14 protein-coding genes and 1 pseudogene are annotated in these 17,618 nt (G+C 67.0%); 7 read left to right on the top strand and 8 right to left on the bottom strand.

Annotated elements, in window-relative coordinates; all coding sequences use genetic code 11:
• The first annotated feature begins 553 nt into the window (after positions 1–553).
• Genes ACFQVC_RS32685 through ACFQVC_RS32675 form a run of 3 tightly spaced genes read left to right on the top strand, consistent with a single transcriptional unit; the run spans position 554 to position 2,345 of the window.
• Positions 554–937 (top strand): VOC family protein, encoded by a 384-nt coding sequence (locus ACFQVC_RS32685; RefSeq protein ID WP_381837416.1) that lies wholly within the window; start codon positions 554–556, stop codon positions 935–937.
• Positions 934–1,809: a sigma-70 family RNA polymerase sigma factor gene (locus ACFQVC_RS32680; RefSeq protein ID WP_381837414.1), complete on the top strand. Its 876-nt coding sequence runs from the start codon at positions 934–936 to the stop codon at positions 1,807–1,809. The genes ACFQVC_RS32685 and ACFQVC_RS32680 overlap by 4 nt, the downstream gene beginning before the upstream one ends.
• A 59-nt stretch (positions 1,810–1,868) precedes the next feature.
• Positions 1,869–2,345, top strand: coding sequence for a hypothetical protein (locus ACFQVC_RS32675; protein WP_381837412.1), 477 nt, complete (start codon positions 1,869–1,871; stop codon positions 2,343–2,345).
• 284 nt (positions 2,346–2,629) lie between these two features.
• Here the strand turns inward: ACFQVC_RS32675 and ACFQVC_RS32670 are convergent, their stop codons facing one another.
• The 6 genes from ACFQVC_RS32670 to ACFQVC_RS32645 all read right to left on the bottom strand — a co-directional run bounded on the left by ACFQVC_RS32670 (position 2,630) and on the right by ACFQVC_RS32645 (position 10,934).
• The gene (locus ACFQVC_RS32670) at positions 2,630–3,034 is read right to left on the bottom strand and encodes a hypothetical protein (protein ID WP_381837410.1); all 405 of its coding nucleotides are present in this window, start codon (positions 3,032–3,034) and stop codon (positions 2,630–2,632) included.
• 941 nt (positions 3,035–3,975) lie between these two features.
• Complete coding sequence (locus ACFQVC_RS32665; protein ID WP_381837408.1) at positions 3,976–4,389, bottom strand: hypothetical protein; 414 nt, start codon at positions 4,387–4,389, stop codon at positions 3,976–3,978.
• Between the two features lie 286 nt (positions 4,390–4,675).
• Positions 4,676–5,206, bottom strand: a complete 531-nt coding sequence (locus ACFQVC_RS32660; RefSeq protein ID WP_381837406.1) for a DUF6262 family protein — start codon at positions 5,204–5,206, stop codon at positions 4,676–4,678.
• Positions 5,203–7,677, bottom strand: a complete 2,475-nt coding sequence (locus ACFQVC_RS32655; RefSeq protein ID WP_381837404.1) for a tyrosine-type recombinase/integrase — start codon at positions 7,675–7,677, stop codon at positions 5,203–5,205. Before ACFQVC_RS32655 ends, ACFQVC_RS32660 begins: the two co-directional genes overlap by 4 nt.
• Positions 7,674–8,792 (bottom strand): tyrosine-type recombinase/integrase, encoded by a 1,119-nt coding sequence (locus ACFQVC_RS32650; protein ID WP_381837402.1) that lies wholly within the window; start codon positions 8,790–8,792, stop codon positions 7,674–7,676. Before ACFQVC_RS32650 ends, ACFQVC_RS32655 begins: the two co-directional genes overlap by 4 nt.
• Before the next feature lie 468 nt (positions 8,793–9,260).
• Positions 9,261–10,934, bottom strand: a complete 1,674-nt coding sequence (locus ACFQVC_RS32645) for an InlB B-repeat-containing protein (RefSeq protein WP_381837400.1) — start codon at positions 10,932–10,934, stop codon at positions 9,261–9,263.
• Between the two features lie 611 nt (positions 10,935–11,545).
• Between ACFQVC_RS32645 and ACFQVC_RS32640 the strand changes: the two genes are divergently transcribed.
• Positions 11,546–13,651 carry a galactose oxidase-like domain-containing protein gene (locus ACFQVC_RS32640; protein ID WP_381837398.1) on the top strand — a complete coding sequence of 702 codons (2,106 nt, stop codon included), beginning with the start codon at positions 11,546–11,548 and terminating at the stop codon, positions 13,649–13,651.
• A 138-nt stretch (positions 13,652–13,789) separates the two neighbouring features.
• On the opposite strand, the gene ACFQVC_RS32635 is transcribed toward ACFQVC_RS32640, so the two are convergent.
• Both ACFQVC_RS32635 and ACFQVC_RS32630 read right to left on the bottom strand, forming a co-directional pair.
• Entirely contained in the window at positions 13,790–14,002 is a 213-nt protein-coding gene (locus ACFQVC_RS32635) for a LexA family protein (RefSeq protein ID WP_381837572.1), read from the bottom strand.
• A 416-nt stretch (positions 14,003–14,418) separates the two neighbouring features.
• Positions 14,419–14,697 carry a hypothetical protein gene (locus ACFQVC_RS32630; RefSeq protein WP_381837396.1) on the bottom strand — a complete coding sequence of 93 codons (279 nt, stop codon included), beginning with the start codon at positions 14,695–14,697 and terminating at the stop codon, positions 14,419–14,421.
• Between the two features lie 132 nt (positions 14,698–14,829).
• Between ACFQVC_RS32630 and ACFQVC_RS32625 the strand changes: the two are divergent.
• The 3 genes and pseudogenes from ACFQVC_RS32625 to istB all read left to right on the top strand — a co-directional run.
• Positions 14,830–15,021 (top strand): annotated as a pseudogene (locus ACFQVC_RS32625) (IS110 family transposase); the annotation flags it as partial.
• A 135-nt stretch (positions 15,022–15,156) separates the two neighbouring features.
• The gene (locus ACFQVC_RS32620; protein WP_381837394.1) at positions 15,157–16,494 is read left to right on the top strand and encodes a Mu transposase domain-containing protein; all 1,338 of its coding nucleotides are present in this window, start codon (positions 15,157–15,159) and stop codon (positions 16,492–16,494) included.
• Positions 16,491–17,300 (top strand): IS21-like element helper ATPase IstB, encoded by an 810-nt coding sequence (istB, locus tag ACFQVC_RS32615; protein ID WP_381837392.1) that lies wholly within the window; start codon positions 16,491–16,493, stop codon positions 17,298–17,300. The genes ACFQVC_RS32620 and istB overlap by 4 nt, the downstream gene beginning before the upstream one ends.
• Positions 17,301–17,618: the final 318 nt, after the last annotated feature.

The following is a 17,618-nucleotide window of genomic DNA, read 5'->3' as shown; positions in this document are numbered from 1 at the left end:
TCGTGACCGTGATGACCAGGCCCGCTCCCGAGCAGGACATCGATGTGCTCGAAGCCATCCATCAGAGCCTGACCCGACAGCAGTTCACGGACCTGGAACACTTCGTCGACGCCGGATATGTCTCAGCCGAGTCCATCGACCAGGCCGCCCCTTCTGCTCGGCCTGTCACGCCGCATCGGAGGGTCGGCGACGGTGCTGCGGGCCTGGTGTCAACGTGGGGCCAGCATGGCCTGTCGCGGCAATGCTGCCGGGCTGCCCAGCGGGGAACACCACGGCAGTTCCGCCCCAGGCCAGAGTCCATGCCACCTCGCCCGTCGCGAATTCCTGTAGGTCCGCATTTCTGATGCCCTCTACCCGTGCTACGTGGCCTCTGTCCGGCCCAAAGGACGGCAGAGCGAGACGAAGCCCGCACGATGCTTCTCAGGCATCAGCGGTGAGGCGTGTTCCGTTTCCGCTCCCGCGGACCGGTCTTGTTACCTTCTCCCGTCGGCACTCGTCATGAGAGCGACGACCGCATACGAGCGGTCGCATCAACGAGTGAATCGAGAGCAGCATGCTGAACAGGATCATGTACGTGACGATCTACGTCACGGATCAGGACCGCGCGCTGGAGTTCTACACCGAGGGACTCGGTCTGGAGAAGCAGCTCGACTTCCCCGGGCCCGACGGACGCTTCCTCACCGTCGGGGTTCCCGACAGCCCGGTGCAGATCATCCTGTGGTCCCACGCCCCGGCTGCGGGACAGCCGGGGGAAGCGGGCGCGCCCGGTCCGCTGATCCTCGAATCCGACGATCTGCGGAAGGATTTTGAGATCATGCGCCGGCGCGGCGTCGTCTTCGAAGAGTCCGAGCCCGTGGACTATCCGTTCGGAGTCCGCATCGAGGCGGTGGACCCGGACGGCAACCGGGTCTCGCTCCGTCAGCAGCCGAAGCCGTGACCGCCCACCCGTCCGGCCTCGTGACCGAGGCGTTCGAAGCCCAGCGCGATCGGCTGCGCGCCGTCGCGTACCGCGTGCTGGGCTCGCACGCCGACGCCGAGGACGTGGTCCAGGAAGCCTGGATGCGCCTCGTCCGTCAGGACGCGGCGACCATCGGCAACCTGGCGGGCTGGCTGACCACGGTGGTCGGCCGAATCAGCCTGGACCTCCTGAGATCCCGCCGAGCCCACCCCGAAATCGCCTACGAGCAGGAGTTCGCGAACCTCGTGGTGATACCCGACGATGACCCCGCACCGGACGAGCAGGCGGCGCTGGCCGATTCGGTCGGCCTCGCCCTGCTCGTCGTGCTCGACTCGCTCACCCCGAGCGAGCGCCTGGCGTTCGTCCTGCACGACATGTTCGCAGTCCCGTTCCACGAAATCGCCCGGATTCTGGGCAAGTCCACCGCCGCCACCAAGATGGTCGCCAGCCACGCCCACCGCAAGGTCCATGCCGCGGACCGACCGGCGGGCTCCGGCCGCGAGCACCGAGAAGTCGTCCAGGCATTCGGTGCCGCCGCCCGCAGCGGCGACTTCGAAGCACTGTTGCGTGTCCTCGACCCGAACGTGGAACTGACCGTCGACACTCCCGACGGCGTGGTCGTCACCCTCGGCGCCACCAAGGTCGCCTCCGGGGCCCGCATGTTCTCCGGCGAGGTCGCCCGCCATCAGCCCGTGCTGGTCAACGGCAACCCCGGCCACATGTCCTGGCGCCCCGACGGAACCCCTCTCTCCCTCCTCGCCTTCACCGTGACCGAAGGCCGGATCACCGGCATCCACATCGTCGTCGACCCGGCCAAACTGGCCTCGATCTATCTGCCCGCCGAGACCTGAGCCGGTGTCAGGCACCTCGCACACCGACAGGACGGGACTACGAGCTGACCATCCAGAGTGTGCGCATCGACGACATTGAGCACCGCGTGGATCCGCATCAGCAGTGCGCAGAGATCTACGGCAACATCACCGTCACCCATGGCCGGGACAAGGTGGTCTTCTTCGACCGGGACGCGTCCCACTACCAGGAGGTGTGTGAGTCGAACGCTTCCATCAACGAAGGCGCGCAGGCCGGGCACCTGGTACCTGACGCAGGCAAGTCGCTCACCGGTACCTTCAGCGGCAACAAGGCCCAGGATGAGCCGTTCGTGTTCACCGTGGAGCTGTGGGACGAGGACGCCGGATCGGATCAGCGGCTCATGAAGCGGACGGTGAAGGTATGGCCGCAGCGACCGGGCGTGATGGAGCAGACGGTCGCTGACCGGGACGGCTCCGATTCCCTGGTGTCCTTCCGATACAGCATCGACGACGTGGAAGGCAAGCTGCTCAGGGAGCAGCTCTTGGAGTCGACCCTCGGCACCTACGTCGACCTCTAGCACGCTGGTCACTTTGGGTGACGGCACCCAGGTGTCAGCGTTCACGTAATGGGGCTGTGATGCTTGAAATCGCTCACGTAATGGGACCGTTGGCCGCTCGCCATGGACCGACACTCGTCCACGATCCGGTGGCCTCCGCCGTCTGGGCGGTGCGTGCGCTGACCGCCAAGGTCACGGGGGGCGCGATGCCGTCTGGGAGGGATGTCGACCGACTGCGAGCAGCGCCTACGAGAGCGGAACTAGACGTAGCTGGCGAGTGTCTCGGCGGAGGTCACCGCAGGGCGTCACATGATGCACCTATCGGGCGCCGTGCCGTCCTGCACTTCAACAGCAATCGTGCAGTACTCGCGCCCAATGATCGTGCCTTGTGGGTCTGCGCACTGGTAGATCACCTCAGTGAGCTGCGAGTCCTCGATCACCGGTAGGCGGTCACCGGCGTCGTATGCGGTTCGGAGCTCGGCCGTGGTGTATCCGTTGTCGAGGAGGACCTGCCCGCCGACGACCTCCTCATAGGTGCAGGGGATCTTGCCGGGGTTTCCGCCGCCGACGTTGACCCCGACGCTGATGTCCAGCAGTCCAGGGTCGGGGTCTGCGGCCTGAGCGGCGGATGCCGTGAACAGGAGGATCCCTGTGGCGGCGGCACATGCACCGAGAGCAGTTCTTGCGGTGGCGCGCTTAAGTGGATTCATACGCCCACCCTTCCCCCATAAAGGTCAATAAGTAGTTGATAGGGGGGAATTCCACTATATGGCGGACGCTGACCTGCTGTGCAGCCGAGAGTGTCGACCCGGTGCCCGCGCAAGGTCTAGAACTGACGGACGTTGTTGACAGGTGGGTCTCTCGGATCTAGGAGACCTGCATGATGAATGAACGCGACCTGTCGAGACGCGCGCCGCATCGGCTGGCGGTGCTGCGCCGTGACGCTCCGGTTCGACTGGACCCACCCCACCCCGGACACGGCCCAATGAGAGCAAGCGTTCTCCTACGACAGTGGAACCACCTGGCGCACTAACTGGATCATGCCCCATACCCGGATCGACCAGGACGCAGAGTGACGACCCACGGCCAGTTACCTCCCCACCAAGTGGCCATCGTCGGGGAATCTCAACTCAACTGGCCGCTGTCAGAACCCATCTTTGAACCTTCGCTGATCTCGTACGCGCACCACGGCGGACGACTCCGTACGCACAGGGCCCTTCGTTCGGCGTGACCCGGCAGCGAGATTCGGGGAGAGCTTTCGGGTGTTCCGGCTCGTGAGGGCGGGGACTGGTGCGATGGCTATCGCTCAGCGGCGAATCCGGATCTCGCCATGAAGTTGCGGCGGTTCACGGAGCTCCAGAACGAAGTGGCAACCGAGATAACTCGGTTTCACCAATTGGGCCTGATACAGCCGCATGTCACCACCGACGTCACGACCGCAGCTCATCAAGAGCCCCTTGCCGGGGCCTGAAGGGAGACAGCCGTCACGGTGCCGGTCCTGGTGTAGGTGTCGGCGGTGATCGCGTAGAAATAACCGTGCTACCAAAGGACAGGCGGCATCGGGTATCCCACTGCCCCGGGAACACTGCTGCTCCGCCCCAGAGTCTGAGGAGCGGAGCAGTGTTTGTGTTGGCTTACAGCGGTGCCGCTGTCACATCGCGCACTGGTCGTTGCTGGTGACGCCACCCATGTTCTCGGCCCCGAACTCGCAGTACTCAACCGCCTCGATGGTGCCGTCGGTGTCGGTACAGCGGTACAGGACCTGGAGCATCTGCGCCGTGCTCAGGTCTTGCGGCACCTTGGGGTTGGCGACAATCGCCTGCTGGAGGTCCTCGTTCGTGTAGCCGTACAGAGCGATGAGGTTGTAGCCCGCCTTGTACCCCTGGTATGTGCAAGGCGTGGTGGGAGAGGCGGACGAACCACCCACGCTCGCGTTCGCTGAGAGGTCGACGCCGATCAGGGGGCCATCCGGTCGCGGGGTGACACCGAACGCGGCTGCGCTGAACAGGATGAGCGAGGCAGACGCGGCGCCGGTGACGATTGCTGCTGTCTTGAGTGGGTTCATGCCCGCCACAGTGCCCGCCACCGCCACGTAGAATGCGCGGCCCCCCAGGAATGCCCCAGTACAGCAGCAGGTTCACTCCATTTGGCGGGCGCGCAAATGGCGCATTCAAGGGGCGGCCACGTGCGCGCGCTGTACCGGCTTCTGTCTTACTCGATGGAGTGGCACATGAAGCCGTTGCGGCTACGCTCAGCGGCAGGTCAAAGCCATTGCGAACACCTCGTCGGCCGGGAAAGCTGGGCCAGCAGCGGCCACCGGTCCTCAGTGATGGCGGGGGTGCTCGTCGAGCTCAGCCTCGATGGGGGAAGCCATGGTTCAGGGTCCGCGTCAGTTCGCGGTTGGCGGCCCGTGCGGCTTCAAGTTCCTCGGTCCTCTCCTCAAGCTGGTTCCGAGTGTCGGCGAGTTGCTGTTCCAGGAGGGTGATGCGCCGCTGGAGCTGATCGAGGTCAGCAGACGCCCCGAGGCCGGACTCCTCCCAGACGTTCTGACCGAGCGACTCGGAGAGGCGCTTCTCCAGCTGTTGGATTCGGGTGGTCTGCCGCTGGTTCCGCCCCAGTGCGTTGGCGAGGTCGGTCTGCAGGGAGGCCCGGCTGACTGCGGCCACCTGTCCCCCGCCGGCCGGAGTCGAGGCGGCGGCATGGACGCGCTGGAGTAGGTCTTGGTGCCGGTAGAGGAACGTGCGGTCGACCCGAGCCGCGCGGGCGACTGCGGACACCGTGATGTCATCGCGCTTCTTCAGCATGCCGTCCAGGGCCTTGCTGACGCGTTCGCGGCGACGGGCTGAGTCAGCCCGTTTTCCCTCGATCATGGGGTTGGTCATGCGGAGGGCCTCTCGGGACGAAGATCGGGCAGCGGCGGAGCGTGGCGGGGCATCCCAAGCGAGACGACTCGGCGACTGCGGCGGACCACGGTGACGGCCTCTTGGATCTGTGCCCGCTCTTCCTCGGTGAGGTCGTCGAGGTCGGCGCGGACTCGCTGAATCAATCGGCGGACTCGGGTGATTTCCTCGTCCGATGGCATCGCCTCGGCCGTGGCCCAGGAATCGGCAGCGAAAGCCGCCAGTCGCTCGCGCCCGCGCCGGAGATCGGCGAGGTACGCCTCCAGGTCAGGGAGGTAAGACACGTCCGACCGGAAGTGGTCGCAGCCGACACAGCGGAACCGGACCGGGCAGTCTTGCCCGTCGGCGGCGACGTTGGTCGGCTCGGTGCAGATCCCGTAAGGAACCTGGACCGAACCGAGGCCCCGTCGGGTATGTTCGTCGTCGAGCAGCGTCTGGGCCTGGCGCCACAGGCGGTTGCCGTTGCGGTCGAACTGCATCGCCGCGACGCGTTCGACGGCCTCCCGCCGCCTCCCTTCTCCGACACGGTAGTAACGCTGTGTGGTGCTGAGTTGGCGGTGGTCCATCAATTTGCTGAGGACGTCGATGGGGACGCCCTTGCCCGCGTGCCGCTGGGCGTAGGAGTGCCGGTAGGCGTAGGGGAAGATCTTCGACTTGTCGAACGGCACCATCTCCGTGACGCGCTGTCCATGGCGCTCCACGATGATCGCGGTCAGGAAGTCGGGAAGTGAGCCGACCCAGGCGCGGTGTCTTTCGGCGATCCATCCGTCGGTGAATGCCTTGGTGCCGTTCGGGTTGTGCTTGCTGGAGGGCAGCAGCTTCAGCTCCTTGAGCGGTGTGTTGGGGAAGCGCCCACGGGTCCGTTGCTGCTGGGTCGTGATCAGGGCCGCAGTGGGCTCGGCGATGGGCAGCCGTCGGCTGAGACGGAACTCCTTGTGGTTGTCATAGACCAGCACCGGTTTCCCGTCGCCGTCTCGATCCAGGCAGTCCAGGGGCAGAGCGACGATCTCGTTCGGGCGCCGGCCGGTGTCGATGAGGAGTTCGACGGCGGTACGGATCTCAGGATCGTTGTCGGCATCCAGCTTCTCCAAGTTCGCACAGAGCTCACGCATGACCTCGTCGGGGAGGTCCCGGCCGGCCTCGGAGTCCTCGGGATCATCGGGGATATCCTCCGGACGCACAGAGAAGTCGCCGGGGAGCCCGTGGAGCGGCTCTCCTGGCCGTGTCAACCCCATGTTTCTCATCCGGTTGAGCAGGCGCCGGGTATCGCGGACGTGGACGACCCGTCGCGGCGCGCTGACCTCGCCTGTCTCCTGAAGAAAGAGGAGCCGGTTGAGGAAGCTGACGATGTCGTCCCGCCCCAGCCGATGCGGGTCACTACCGGAATCAGCGCGGTTGACCCGCAGGCTCGTCGACAACTGCGCGAGGGACTTGATCTGCTCCTGGACGGCTCGCAGGGCTCTGTCGCCGCGGCGCCGGGGGACGTCCTCCAGAGCCCATGCCTTGGCCGCCTCGCGCAGCCAGGGCTGCGCGATCCCTCCGAAGTTGAGGTTGCCCTTATGGCCGAAGGCCGCCCCCTCCCAGACCTCCTTGTGGCGTTCGGCCTCCGGCGACAGATGGAGTCGCCGTACCTGCTTGAGCATGGAGTTGACCATGCCGCGCTGGTCCCTGGACAACTCGGTGACATCGAGCTCGGACAATGAAGCGACCTGGAGGGCACGAGCCCGGTCACTCAACGGCCGCAACTGGAAATAGAACTGCCGGATGCCCTCGTGGTAACGCTGTTGGAGGCTGAAGAGGATCTCGGCGACGACCCGGTCCGAGAGGCCGCGAAGGCTGACCTTGCCGGTCTCAGCGACTGCCGGTGCGACCCGCCGCCAGTGCGCCTCGTCGGGAGGGCTGCCGGTGCGGCAGGCAGTGTTCCAGAGGGACTGATGGGCCTCGCAGTGAGGAGTACGTCCGTGCCGGTGCCGGGTGCAGGCAACGACCTGGCAAGGGCCGAAGCTCGGAAGGGGCTTGAGGCCGGAGAGGAGGAGAAACTCCTCCAGTGGCAGCTGAAGCTTCTTCTGCTGGCTCCGGTGGGCACGGCACACCGCGATCGCCGCGGTCATCCATGGCCGTTCGCACTTCGCGACGCGGCACGATTCGATCCCCATGACCCGCCAGTCACGCCTGACCGTCGCAACAAACTGATCGAAACTCAGGCCGGTATTCTCCATCCGGACCGCGCAGCCCCGGCAGAGCCCACGGTCTCGGGGCTGGAAGGCTGGGTTGCTGCAGTCGGACAGCACGCACACGGGTCCGCTCAGCAGCAGGTCGCCCGGAGGGAACCACAGCACGCGGATCTCAGGATCCCACCCCATCAGCGAGAGGAAGCCTGGGGCGAGCGCCGCCATCAGGTCCGTGGTCTGGTCGGTGTCCGTCCTCGGGAATGGTGCGAGAAGCGCAGTCATCGGCCTTCTCCCTCACGGTGCAGCCGCGGCGAGGGCACCCGGTCGATCGCGTCGCGCAGTCGAGATTCCTTGGGGTGTAGGTAGGGGCGCGGAGACGAGGGATGTTTCTGGCCGAGCAGTGCCTGGACCTCGTCGAGCTTCCCGCCGGCGTCGACGACGTTGCTGGCCATCGCGTGCCGACACATTCGCGGGGTGACCAGCCGACCCAGCCCGGCCCGGCGGGACAGCGCCTCGCAGAGTTCCCCGATCGCGTCCGTGGTGATCGGGGCGCCGCAGGGCGGGCGGAAGAGATTGACGAGCAGGAAGTCGCTGCCGCCTTCGTCCCCGAGGACCTCGTGCCGTTCGATTACGTACTGGTCGAAAGCCTGCACCACCAAGAAGTCGACGGGCATGACCCACGACTGCTTCGACTTCGACCAGGCGTCGTTCTCGTTCTGCCGCCGGATGATGTGGACGTGAGCGCCCTCGGCCTCGCAGCCCAGAGCCCGTGAGTCCATCATCAGGTGCGAATCACTGCGGCGAAGGCCCGCAGTCTGCCCCGGCCGGAGCCCAACCCGGGAGAGCAGCAGCACGGTCAGCCGGTCCCGGGCCGACCGGCAGGCCAGGAACATCGCGACGACCTCCTCGTCGCTGGCCCGGTCGATGTCGGTCTCCGGCTCCTGGAGGTGGTGCCGGGCTCGCAGCCGGACACGCATCCCGCCGCTCTCGCCCTGAGCCTCCAGAGGCAGGTCGAGCGAATCACCCAACTCGTAGATCTGCTCCAGCACCCAGGCCGGTGCTTCATTGGCTCCGACCGCGTGGACGAGGAACATCCGGATCCCTGTCAGCACCTGGTTGATGCGCCTGTTGCCGCGTACCGCCTTGGTGCCCGGACCGGGCACCACGATGCGGTGCTGGCCTCCCCGGCCGGGCGTCCACCTCAGCCACAGGATGAAAAGTCCCATGTCCCGCGCGGCAGTTCGCCAGTCGCGGCCAGTAATCGTGCACCACAGAAGAAGCAGGACGATGGCGTGGGCGTACGCCTTCGTCGTCGACTCTGCCCGACCTCGTGCCAGGCGAACCTCCCGCAAGAAGCGGTCGGCAGGTTCAAAAACTCTGCACTCTTCGTCCAGCACGGTCCAATAGCTGGCGCCCGAAGGCAGCCGTACGCGGAAAGGCCGCACGTGTACCCCTCTACGAGTAGATCGCAACGATCCACCGCAGAGCTGCACCCCCTGAGAACCGCTGCAGACGGCCCAACGAGGACCCCCCGGGCAACGTCACACCACACCTGTTGGCCCCCAGAGAAGACCCCGAGGCCCGGGATCGGTGTCGCCGCCGCGGCGCCACTACTGAGGATGGCCCCCCTCGGCGGGCGAACTCGCCGGCACCACCCCCGCGTTGCACCGGACCCCGCGAGTGGCGAGCAGAGGTGACGTGCCCAAAGCCCCTTGCACGGGCCCCGGAGGTGGGCCGTGCAAGGGGCGCTAGGAGTCGACGCGCGCCGGCTCGAGTACATGCCGTCGCCCACGCCCTTATCGACCGTTTCGGGATGGTGTTGCAAAGCGGTCACCGAAGGACATTCTGCCGTTCTGCGGCAGGCTTTAGGTGAGGCGGACCTCCATCTTCCTGTGCTTGGCGTCCCAGATCAGCGTGCCGCCCTCGAAGCGCTGGTAGCGGCGGCCCTTGGTCCACTGAGTGTCACCGGTGGTGGGACAGCCCAGGCGGCCGTGCTCAGCACCGCGGTCGCGCCACTCATTGCCGTAGCCTCCTGGCGCGGTCTTCGCACACGAGAAGGTCGCGGTCACCACGTGGTCACGGTCCATGGCCAGCGGGAGTGAGTTGCCGGTCCCCGACTCGCGGCCATCGACCATCCAGGTGTGCAGCTTGCGGTACTTGGAGGGTGCGGCGTCGAGTGTGATGCGGTCCTTGGTCGTGTACGGACCGGTCTTGCTGGGCAGCACCTGGCCGGCCTTCACGTCCGGGGCGACGCGGGTGACCAGCTCGGTGACGGCTTCCGGGTCCTCGCCCTTGTCGAACACGGCGGTCAGGCGGTGACGTCGGTCCATGGACACCGTGTAGGGGTTCTGCTTGCCGACGTCCTTGCCGTCCAGCTTCCAGTGGTCGAGGTGGTAGCCCTGTGCGGGCTCGGCGGTGACCGCGACCGATGCGTCCTTGGTGAACGGGCCACTGTGTGCGGGCGTGGCTTTTCCGCCGCCGTCCGGCGACACCATCGTCTTGAGGTCATAGCGGGCGGGCAGGAGCTTGACCTCGCGGTACTTCGCGACCAGGGGGAAGACCTCGTTGAGCGCGCGGGCGCTGTCGTTGTCGGCGCTGCCCAACGGTTCGCCCTTGGTGGACGATGTGTGCTTCGGGTTGGAGTACTCACCACTGTGTGTGCAGCCTCCAAACCCGAGGAAGGCTCCGATCCCTCCCGGGTCACAGGTGGCGGTGTATCCCATCACCGAGACCTTGTCCCGGCTCTTGGTGATCCAGCCTCGCCCGTAGGGGCGGGTCTTGTTCACCGGCTCGTTGCACGTCGTCTCGGTCTTGCCGCCCGTCGTGGTGGTGCTGCACTTCAGCGGCGGCGCCTTCATGTTGCCGTGCTGGAGGGTGTAATCGTCGTGGGAGAGGCCGAAGTTGTGGCCGAGTTCGTGGGCGAAGGACTGGCCGGCGCCCGGGCCGTTCGCGAGGACCACCGAGAACGCCCGGTTGTCCGTTCCGGTGGATGTCACCTCCTTGTAGGGCAGGTTGCCGACCCCGGCGATGGTCCCTTTCATTCCGTTGAGTGTGATCGGGGTGCCCTGGTCCGTCAGCACGGTCAGGAGGTCCGCGCGGACGTCTTCACGCACCTTGTGCACCGTCTTGCTCAGGCCCTGGCCTGTGTCCTTGCAGTCCCCGAAGCCGAACGTCGGGCCGCACATCGCCTCCATGAGCGGCTGTGTTTTGGCGCTGCCCTGGTAATCGACCAGCTCGAAGCTGTGGATGATGTTGATTTGGCCCTTCACCCCGCTCTGGGCCAGGGACCGGTTCATCTCGGCCTCGGAATTGTCGATCATCCGCTCGACCTTCTCGGCCGCCGATGGCGGCATCGGCAGGGGCAGGGAGGGGATCTGTTTCGTGGTGTCGATCTCCTGGACGGTGACCTTGCCGGTGCCCTCATCGGTGTCGAGCCAGTACTCGTACCGGCCGAGTGCCAGCCGCCCGTACACCGACGGCTGCCCGCCGGAGCACAGGCTTCCGAAGCCGAGCACACCCCAGTGATCGCGGATGCCCACCGCGTGCCCCGTCCAGATGACGTCGCCGCCCTCGCGCCGCCGGATCTGCCGACGCAGTCGTCGTTCGCTGTCCGGCGTCTGCCCGCGGGCGCGGGGACGTTCTCGTAGAAGCCGTTCTTCAGGTCGGTGTGGCGCTGGGTGAGCGCGTTGCGAGGGACCTGGGCTTCGTCATCGCCGCCTTGTACGCCGAGAATGCCGCTCTCCGTGAGCAGCTCTTGAACCAGTCGGCGACTGTCGTACCGCTGGCACCGCCCGGTGACACCACTCGTCGCCCATCTGCGTCTCAGAACGTTGTCTCGGCGTCGGAAGAAGAGGCGACTCTGGCGTTGTAGTGCATTCCGGTGCGTAGGCGGCGTGGCATGTCCAGCGGGGCTTGGTCGTCCACTATCAAGTTGCGGACTGCCCGTGTGACGGATCGTCACAGGCCCGCCCTCTCCAGGGGAGATCAAGTGACCGGTTCCTCTCCCGCGCACACTGCCAGCTCCCCGGAGGCTCCGTGCTGCGGGCCGCTGACGCGGCGTACGGCGCTCGGTGCTGCCGTGGTTGGTGCGGCGGGTGCCGTACTGGCCCCGGGCCGGGCCGCAGCCCATTCGGGGGCGGACTCGGAACACATGGAACACCGGCCCGAGTATCTCGATGTGTCCCTGGCGGAGGTCCGTGCGGGCAGCAATGTGCTGCGGCTGCGCGTGCATGCCGTGCAAGGCCGGGTGCGCGCGGACAAGGCTGTGCCGCTGCGGCTGGGAACGTCGCGTGATGAGTCGCTGTCCTTGTCGGTGACCAGCGAGACGGGTCTGACCACGGTAGGGGTCAGCCGACGTGCAGCCGAGCAGAGCGGGTCGGTGGCCGTGACAGTTTCCGCGGGGAGGCCGGCGACGGTGTGGGTAGTGGCGCGCGGCGTCGGCGCGCCGCAGGTACCGGGGGATCGTCTGACCGTCCGGTCGCCGCACGGGGCACTGACGATCGAGGTGTGGATCGAGCCCGTCGGGGGGCAGTGGCAGCCGGCCGGCAAGGCGGGCACCTCGCTCGACCTCGGCATCGTGGCCGTGCACGCCGCTCTCATGCGCAAGGGGACCGGCGCGGAGAACATCATGCTGTCCGGGGCGAGGAAGCGGAACGAGGACGGCTCCTTCAAGCCCGACCCCAAGCACAAGGGGCAGTGGCTCTGGAACGTCAAGGCGATGGGCGACCTCGAATCACGGGCGCTCGACCTGGACACACTGCGCTCCCAAGAGCGGCCCATGGACGGAGTGGGCGGCACCCCGAAGAAGAACCTCTTCTGCGCCGGGCATGCCCACCTGCCGGACGGACGGCTGCTGATCGCCGGCGGGCATATCGTGCACGATCCCGATAATCACGAACAGCCGCCCGGCAACGACGGTGACCGGGTGTACATCTACGACCCGCAGCGCACCCCGGGGTACACGCTGCAAGAGGACGTGCTGCTCAATCCGCCCCGCTGGTACCCGACCGTGACGGCCCTGCCGGACGGTCTGATGCTCATCGCCGGCGGCAGCTCGGACTGCCAGTACACCAAGCAGTACTGGGAGCGGATCAACAATGACTACCTGCTCTTCGATCCGGCGACCGGGAGGGTCCTCGACCTGGGCAAGGTCGATCTGATCGCCGCGAAAACGATCCCGAAGAAGGACCGGCTCGCCACCTATCCGGCCGTGTTCGTGCTCCCGACGAATCACGCCGACGGCACGGTGATCGCCCTGGCCGAGACCAACAAGGCCTGGCTGTACCACTACCGGACACGTCAGCCACTCAGGCGGGCAGCCAAGCACTACCGCATGCACACCAAGGGCTCCCGCAGCTACCCGACCTACGGGTCGTTCGTCCTGCTCCCCCTCGAGCCCGGCAGCAGCAAGGCACGGATCCTCGCCGTCGGCGGCCAGCACGAGACCAAAAGGGACCACCGAGATGACACGGTCACCCAGAAGTCCACGGCCACGGCGGAGATCCTCGACATCGACACCAGCCGAGATCTCGCCAAACAACAGGGATGGCGAAAGATCGCTTCCCTGAGCCATCGGCGATTTCTGTGCGACGCCACGCTCCTCGCCGACGGCACCGTCCTCATCAGCGGAGGGGCGAGCCACGGCTGGGTCTCGCACAACGAACACCCCGTCAACGCCGCCGAACTCTTCGACCCGGTCACCGAAGCCTTCACACCCGCTGCCACCGCCCGCACCGACCGGCGCTACCACGCCACCGCTCTCCTGCAGCCCGACGGCACCGTGCTGAAGATGGGCAGCACCGGCGGCTACGGTGCGGACGACGAGGAAGTCGCCGAGTGGCTACGCGCCCACACCGACGCCGAGCGCTATCTGCCGCCCTATCTGTGGCGCGGGCCCCGGCCCGTCATCACCCGGGTCACCGACCGCGCCGGCAGCCCCACCCTGGCGGCGGACACCAATCCGACCCTGCACTACGGCCAGGACATCGGCCTCGCCGCCCGCGGCGAGGGCCTGGACAACAAGTCCCGGGTGGCGCTCATCCGCCCCGGCGCCGTCACCCATGGCTTCGACCACGACCAGCGGTACGTATGGCTGGACACCACCTGCACCCCCAGCGACGACGGCTGGCGCATCGTCGCGAAGCTGCCCCTCAACCAGGCTGCGGCCCCGCCCGGCGACTATCTCCTCGTCCTGGTGGACGGCCACGGCGTACCGTCCGAGACCCGTTGGGTGCGAGTGGCAGCCGCAGGAGCCTGAGTCGACGGTGACCCCACTCGTCGCTTCTACGCGACTCCCGCGAGGGCTCCGCTCGGGTCGTCTACTACGCGACGACCCTGGGCACGACCGTCATCGTCGTGGCGTACGCCGAAGCCTGAACTCGTCTGGGGCAGTGCCTCATTGCCCGCAGTGCGAGCACCGCGTACTGACCCGGCCCCGGGTGTCCACCGGGTAGCCCTGCTCGCGCATACACCGCAGGTGGTACGCGACTGTCGAGACGGAGGAGAGGCCGGCCGCGGCAGCAAGCTCACGCATCGACGGCGCCTCTCCGTACCGGGCGACGTACGCCTTTGCGCTGCGGGCTATGTGCGCCTGCCGTTCGGCGAGCATCACGCCCTCTTCTTCAGGACCCACGCGCGAGCAGCCGTACGTGGGGAAGCTGAGCTGAACTGGACGCCGAGACATCACCTGAACGAGGCATAGCACCACAGCTGTTGCAATGGATAGAGTCAGCATCACCAGCGTTGAGCTGCAGTAATGCGGACCACTCGCCACTGCGACAGCTGGGACCCCCAGAGAATGAGTAACTACAGGGTGGCGGCCCATCGGCCGCGGGTGAGCGTGGTTGCGCCGTCGGGGGTGATGGTGACCCGGGCACCGTATGCGGGTAGTTCGCCCCCGACGTGGTGGCGGTCGAGGACGTCTTCCAGGACGTCCCACAGGCGGCGTGGTCCGCCTTGGTGAACCGTCGCGCGGTTGCGGCCCTGGAGTCTAGCTCAGACACCAGCCGCAAAGTAGACGGGTGATCACGTGCTCGCCGCTGCGGCGGCCTGCTCGTCATGCTCGCGGAGCATCCGCATGACGGTGGCGGGCGAGGAGTGTTGCCCCTTCTTCGCGCCGGTGGTGATGACGAGCCGCTTGGAGATGTCACGCAGACTCATCTCCTGGTCGCGCAGGTGAAGGGCCATGGACAGCATGGAGTCGTCGGTGACGCCTGCGCCGCCGATGGTCTTGCCGCGCTTGCGGGCGGACTCGTGGCCTTCGAGCGTGCGGTCACGGATGTACTCGCGCTCCATCCCGGACATTGATGGCGCTCTTTGAATTTCCCCACTCTGCGATCAGCGGGTCGCCAAACCTGCTCAGTTGATCCCTAAGTTCTTCTGCGGGACGACCGAGCCATTCGTAGGGTTCTGTCACCCAGGGGTGCCGGGTGTGGCTACCAGTCCGCCCTCACCAGCATTCGCAGCTGCCCAGAGTCGCGGACGTTCTACGAGCGCAAGAGAGCCGAGGGCAAGCGCCACACCCAGGCCGTTCTCGCCCTCGCTCGCCGCCGGGTCAACGTTCTATGGGCTCTGCTTCGTGACAATCGGTGCTATTCAGCCCTGCCTCCACTCACGGCTGCGGCTTGACATCTGCATTGGGAATCTCCCCACCCTTCGCGTGATCTTGCTCGGCGTGTCGAAGTGGCATCGGTGTGTCGTGGAGAGCCTGCGTGCGCAAGTTCGGCCTGTTCGGGGGCCTAGATGCTCACGCGGGAGGAAGACGTGGACGCTCATGCTCTGCGTCGTCAGGGATGGACGATCTCGGCAATCGCCCGGCATCTGGGCCGGGACCGTAAAACGATCCGGGACTACCTGAACAACGAGCGGACTCCGGGGCAGCGCCGTCAGCCGCCGGATGCGTTCGTGCCGTTCCTTCCGTACTGCCGGCAGCGGCTGGCAGACGATCCGCATCTGTGGGCGTCCACGCTGTTCGACGAGGTGACCGCACTCGGCTATGAGGGTGCGTACTCCACGTTCACCCGCGCGCTTCGCCGCTATCAGGTCCGTCCGCACTGCGAGCCCTGTCATGCCTCCACCGGCCGGAACGTCGCGGTGATCGCCCATCCGCCCGGCGAGGAAATCCAGTTCGACTGGTTGGAGCTGCCGGAGCCGCCCGAGGCATGGGGCGTCGGAAGCCACGCTCACCTGCTGGTCGGGGCGCTCGCACATTCCGGCCGGTGGCGGGCGGTGCTGGCGGAGTCCGAGGACTTCCCGCATCTCGTCCAGGCCCTGGACGACGTGGTCCGCAGGCTCGGCGGAACCGCCCGCAGGTGGCGCTTCGACCGCATGGCAACAGTCTGCTACCCCTCCAGCGGGCAGGTCACGGCGTCCTTCGCGGCGGTCGCCAAGTACTACGGGGCCGGGGTGGACATTTGCTTGCCGCGTCGCGGCAACCGCAAGGGTGTGGTGGAGAAGGCCAACCACTCGGCCGCCCAACGCTGGTGGCGCACGGTCCCCGACGGGCTGAGTGTCGTCCAGGCTCAGTCCGGGGTCGACAAACTCGCCGCCCGGATGGACGAACGCCGCCGGAAGGTGGACGGCATCCCCGTCACGGTCGCCGAACTCGCGGATGCCGAACCGCTGTTGGACATTCCCATGCGGCCGTTCCCGGCCGAGCTGGAGGTTCAGCGGACGGTCAGTCCGCAGAGCCTGGTGTCCTTCGACGGCAACTTCTACTCGGTGCCGCCCGGGCTCCCCGGCGTCCAGGTCCATGTCCGCCACCGGCTCGGCGAGGACTTCTTGCGCATCGCGACCACAGGCCGGGCGGTCATCGCTCAGCACCGGCGAGCCCCGCGCGGAGCCGGCCAGACCGTCCGGGACGACGGACACGTGCTCGCGTTGGAAAGGGCGGTGCTGGCCTCTTTCACCGACCGGGCACCTTGCAAGACCAAAGTCCGCAGGCCGCCGTCGGCGGCCGCCCTTGCCGAGGCCGAGCACCTGCGCGGTCAGCCGCCCGCCGGTGATCCGGCGGAACGGGTCGTGATCGACCTGTCCACCTATGCCGCCGTGGCCGACCGGCTGCGGAGTGCCCCTTCACCGAAGGAGGAGAGTCCGGAGTGAGTACGTCGCCGATGCAGATGAGTGAAGCGCGCCGCTTCCAGCAGCTGCGAGGTCATCTGTCCTATCTCAAACTCAACGACGCCGCCGAGGCCCTCAACCGGGTGCTGGATCAGGCCCGCACCGAGCGGATGTCCCTGACCGCCGCTCTGGAGCGGCTGCTAGAGATCGAGGTCGAGGCCACCGAGGCCCGCCGGCTCGCGGCCCGGGAACGCTTCGCCTGTCTGCCCGAGCCCTGGACGCTGAACGACTTCGACTTCGCCGCCCAGCCCGGTGTCGACGAGAAACTCATCCGCGACCTGGCCACCCTGCGGTTCCTCGACGACGCCTCCAACGTTCTGTTCGTCGGACCGCCGGGCGTCGGCAAGACCATGCTGTCCGTCGCACTCGGCCGGGCCGCTGTCGACGCCGGACACCGCGTCTACTTCACCACCGCGGCCGAGCTCGCGGCCAAGTGCCACAAGGCCGCGCTGGAGGGCCGCTGGAAGACCTGCATGCGGTTCTTCGCCGGCCCGAAACTCCTGATCATCGACGAACTCGGCTATCTTCCGCTGCCCGAGGACGGCGCGTCCGCACTGTTCCAGGTGATCAATCAGAGGTATCTGAAGTCGAGCACGATCCTCACGACCAACGTCGGCATCGCCGACTGGGCCGGCGCCTTCGGTGACGCCACCGTCGCGGCCGCGATGCTCGACCGACTCCTGCACCGGGCCGCCGTCGCGGGCATCGACGGCCCCTCCTACCGGCTCCGCGGCCACCAGAACCAGGCCGAGACCCTGCGCAAAGGAGTGAATGCCCGTGTCTCCTGACACCGATCACATCCCTCTCCAGGGCCCCGAGCCGGTCAACTGCCCTGTCTGCGCAGGCCAGTTCATCCCTCACCCGCGACAGATCTACTGCTCTCCCCGCTGCAAACACCTCGCCCGACGCCCCGCACCCGCCGAACCACAGCTGCATTCCTGCCCAGCCTGCGGCGGCGAGTTCACCGCCAACCCCCGCCTGCGACAGATCTATTGCTCTCCCGCCTGCCGACGCGACGCAGAGAAACAGCGGGACCGGGAGCGCGACGAACAACGCGCCCGCCGGCTCGCCGAGACTCTTCGCCCGCCCGCACTGCCCGACCTTCC

The sequence above is a fragment of the Streptomyces monticola genome (genome assembly GCF_042665355.1).
Classification (GTDB): Bacteria; Actinomycetota; Actinomycetes; order Streptomycetales; family Streptomycetaceae; genus Streptomyces; species Streptomyces monticola.
The sequence above is the reverse complement of the archived record's forward strand: the minus strand, read 5'-3'. Positions and strand labels throughout refer to the sequence as shown.

Coding starts and splice junctions, on each gene's coding strand:
- ACFQVC_RS32640 (WP_381837398.1), top strand. CDS start 11,546: ATGGAACACCGGCCCGAGTATCTCGATGTGTCCCTGGCGGAGGTCCGT.
- ACFQVC_RS32635 (WP_381837572.1), bottom strand. CDS start 14,002: ATGCTCGCCGAACGGCAGGCGCACATAGCCCGCAGCGCAAAGGCGTAC.
- ACFQVC_RS32665 (WP_381837408.1), bottom strand. CDS start 4,389: ATGAACCCACTCAAGACAGCAGCAATCGTCACCGGCGCCGCGTCTGCC.
- ACFQVC_RS32655 (WP_381837404.1), bottom strand. CDS start 7,677: ATGACTGCGCTTCTCGCACCATTCCCGAGGACGGACACCGACCAGACC.
- ACFQVC_RS32630 (WP_381837396.1), bottom strand. CDS start 14,697: ATGTCCGGGATGGAGCGCGAGTACATCCGTGACCGCACGCTCGAAGGC.
- ACFQVC_RS32660 (WP_381837406.1), bottom strand. CDS start 5,206: ATGACCAACCCCATGATCGAGGGAAAACGGGCTGACTCAGCCCGTCGC.
- ACFQVC_RS32670 (WP_381837410.1), bottom strand. CDS start 3,034: ATGAATCCACTTAAGCGCGCCACCGCAAGAACTGCTCTCGGTGCATGT.
- ACFQVC_RS32685 (WP_381837416.1), top strand. CDS start 554: ATGCTGAACAGGATCATGTACGTGACGATCTACGTCACGGATCAGGAC.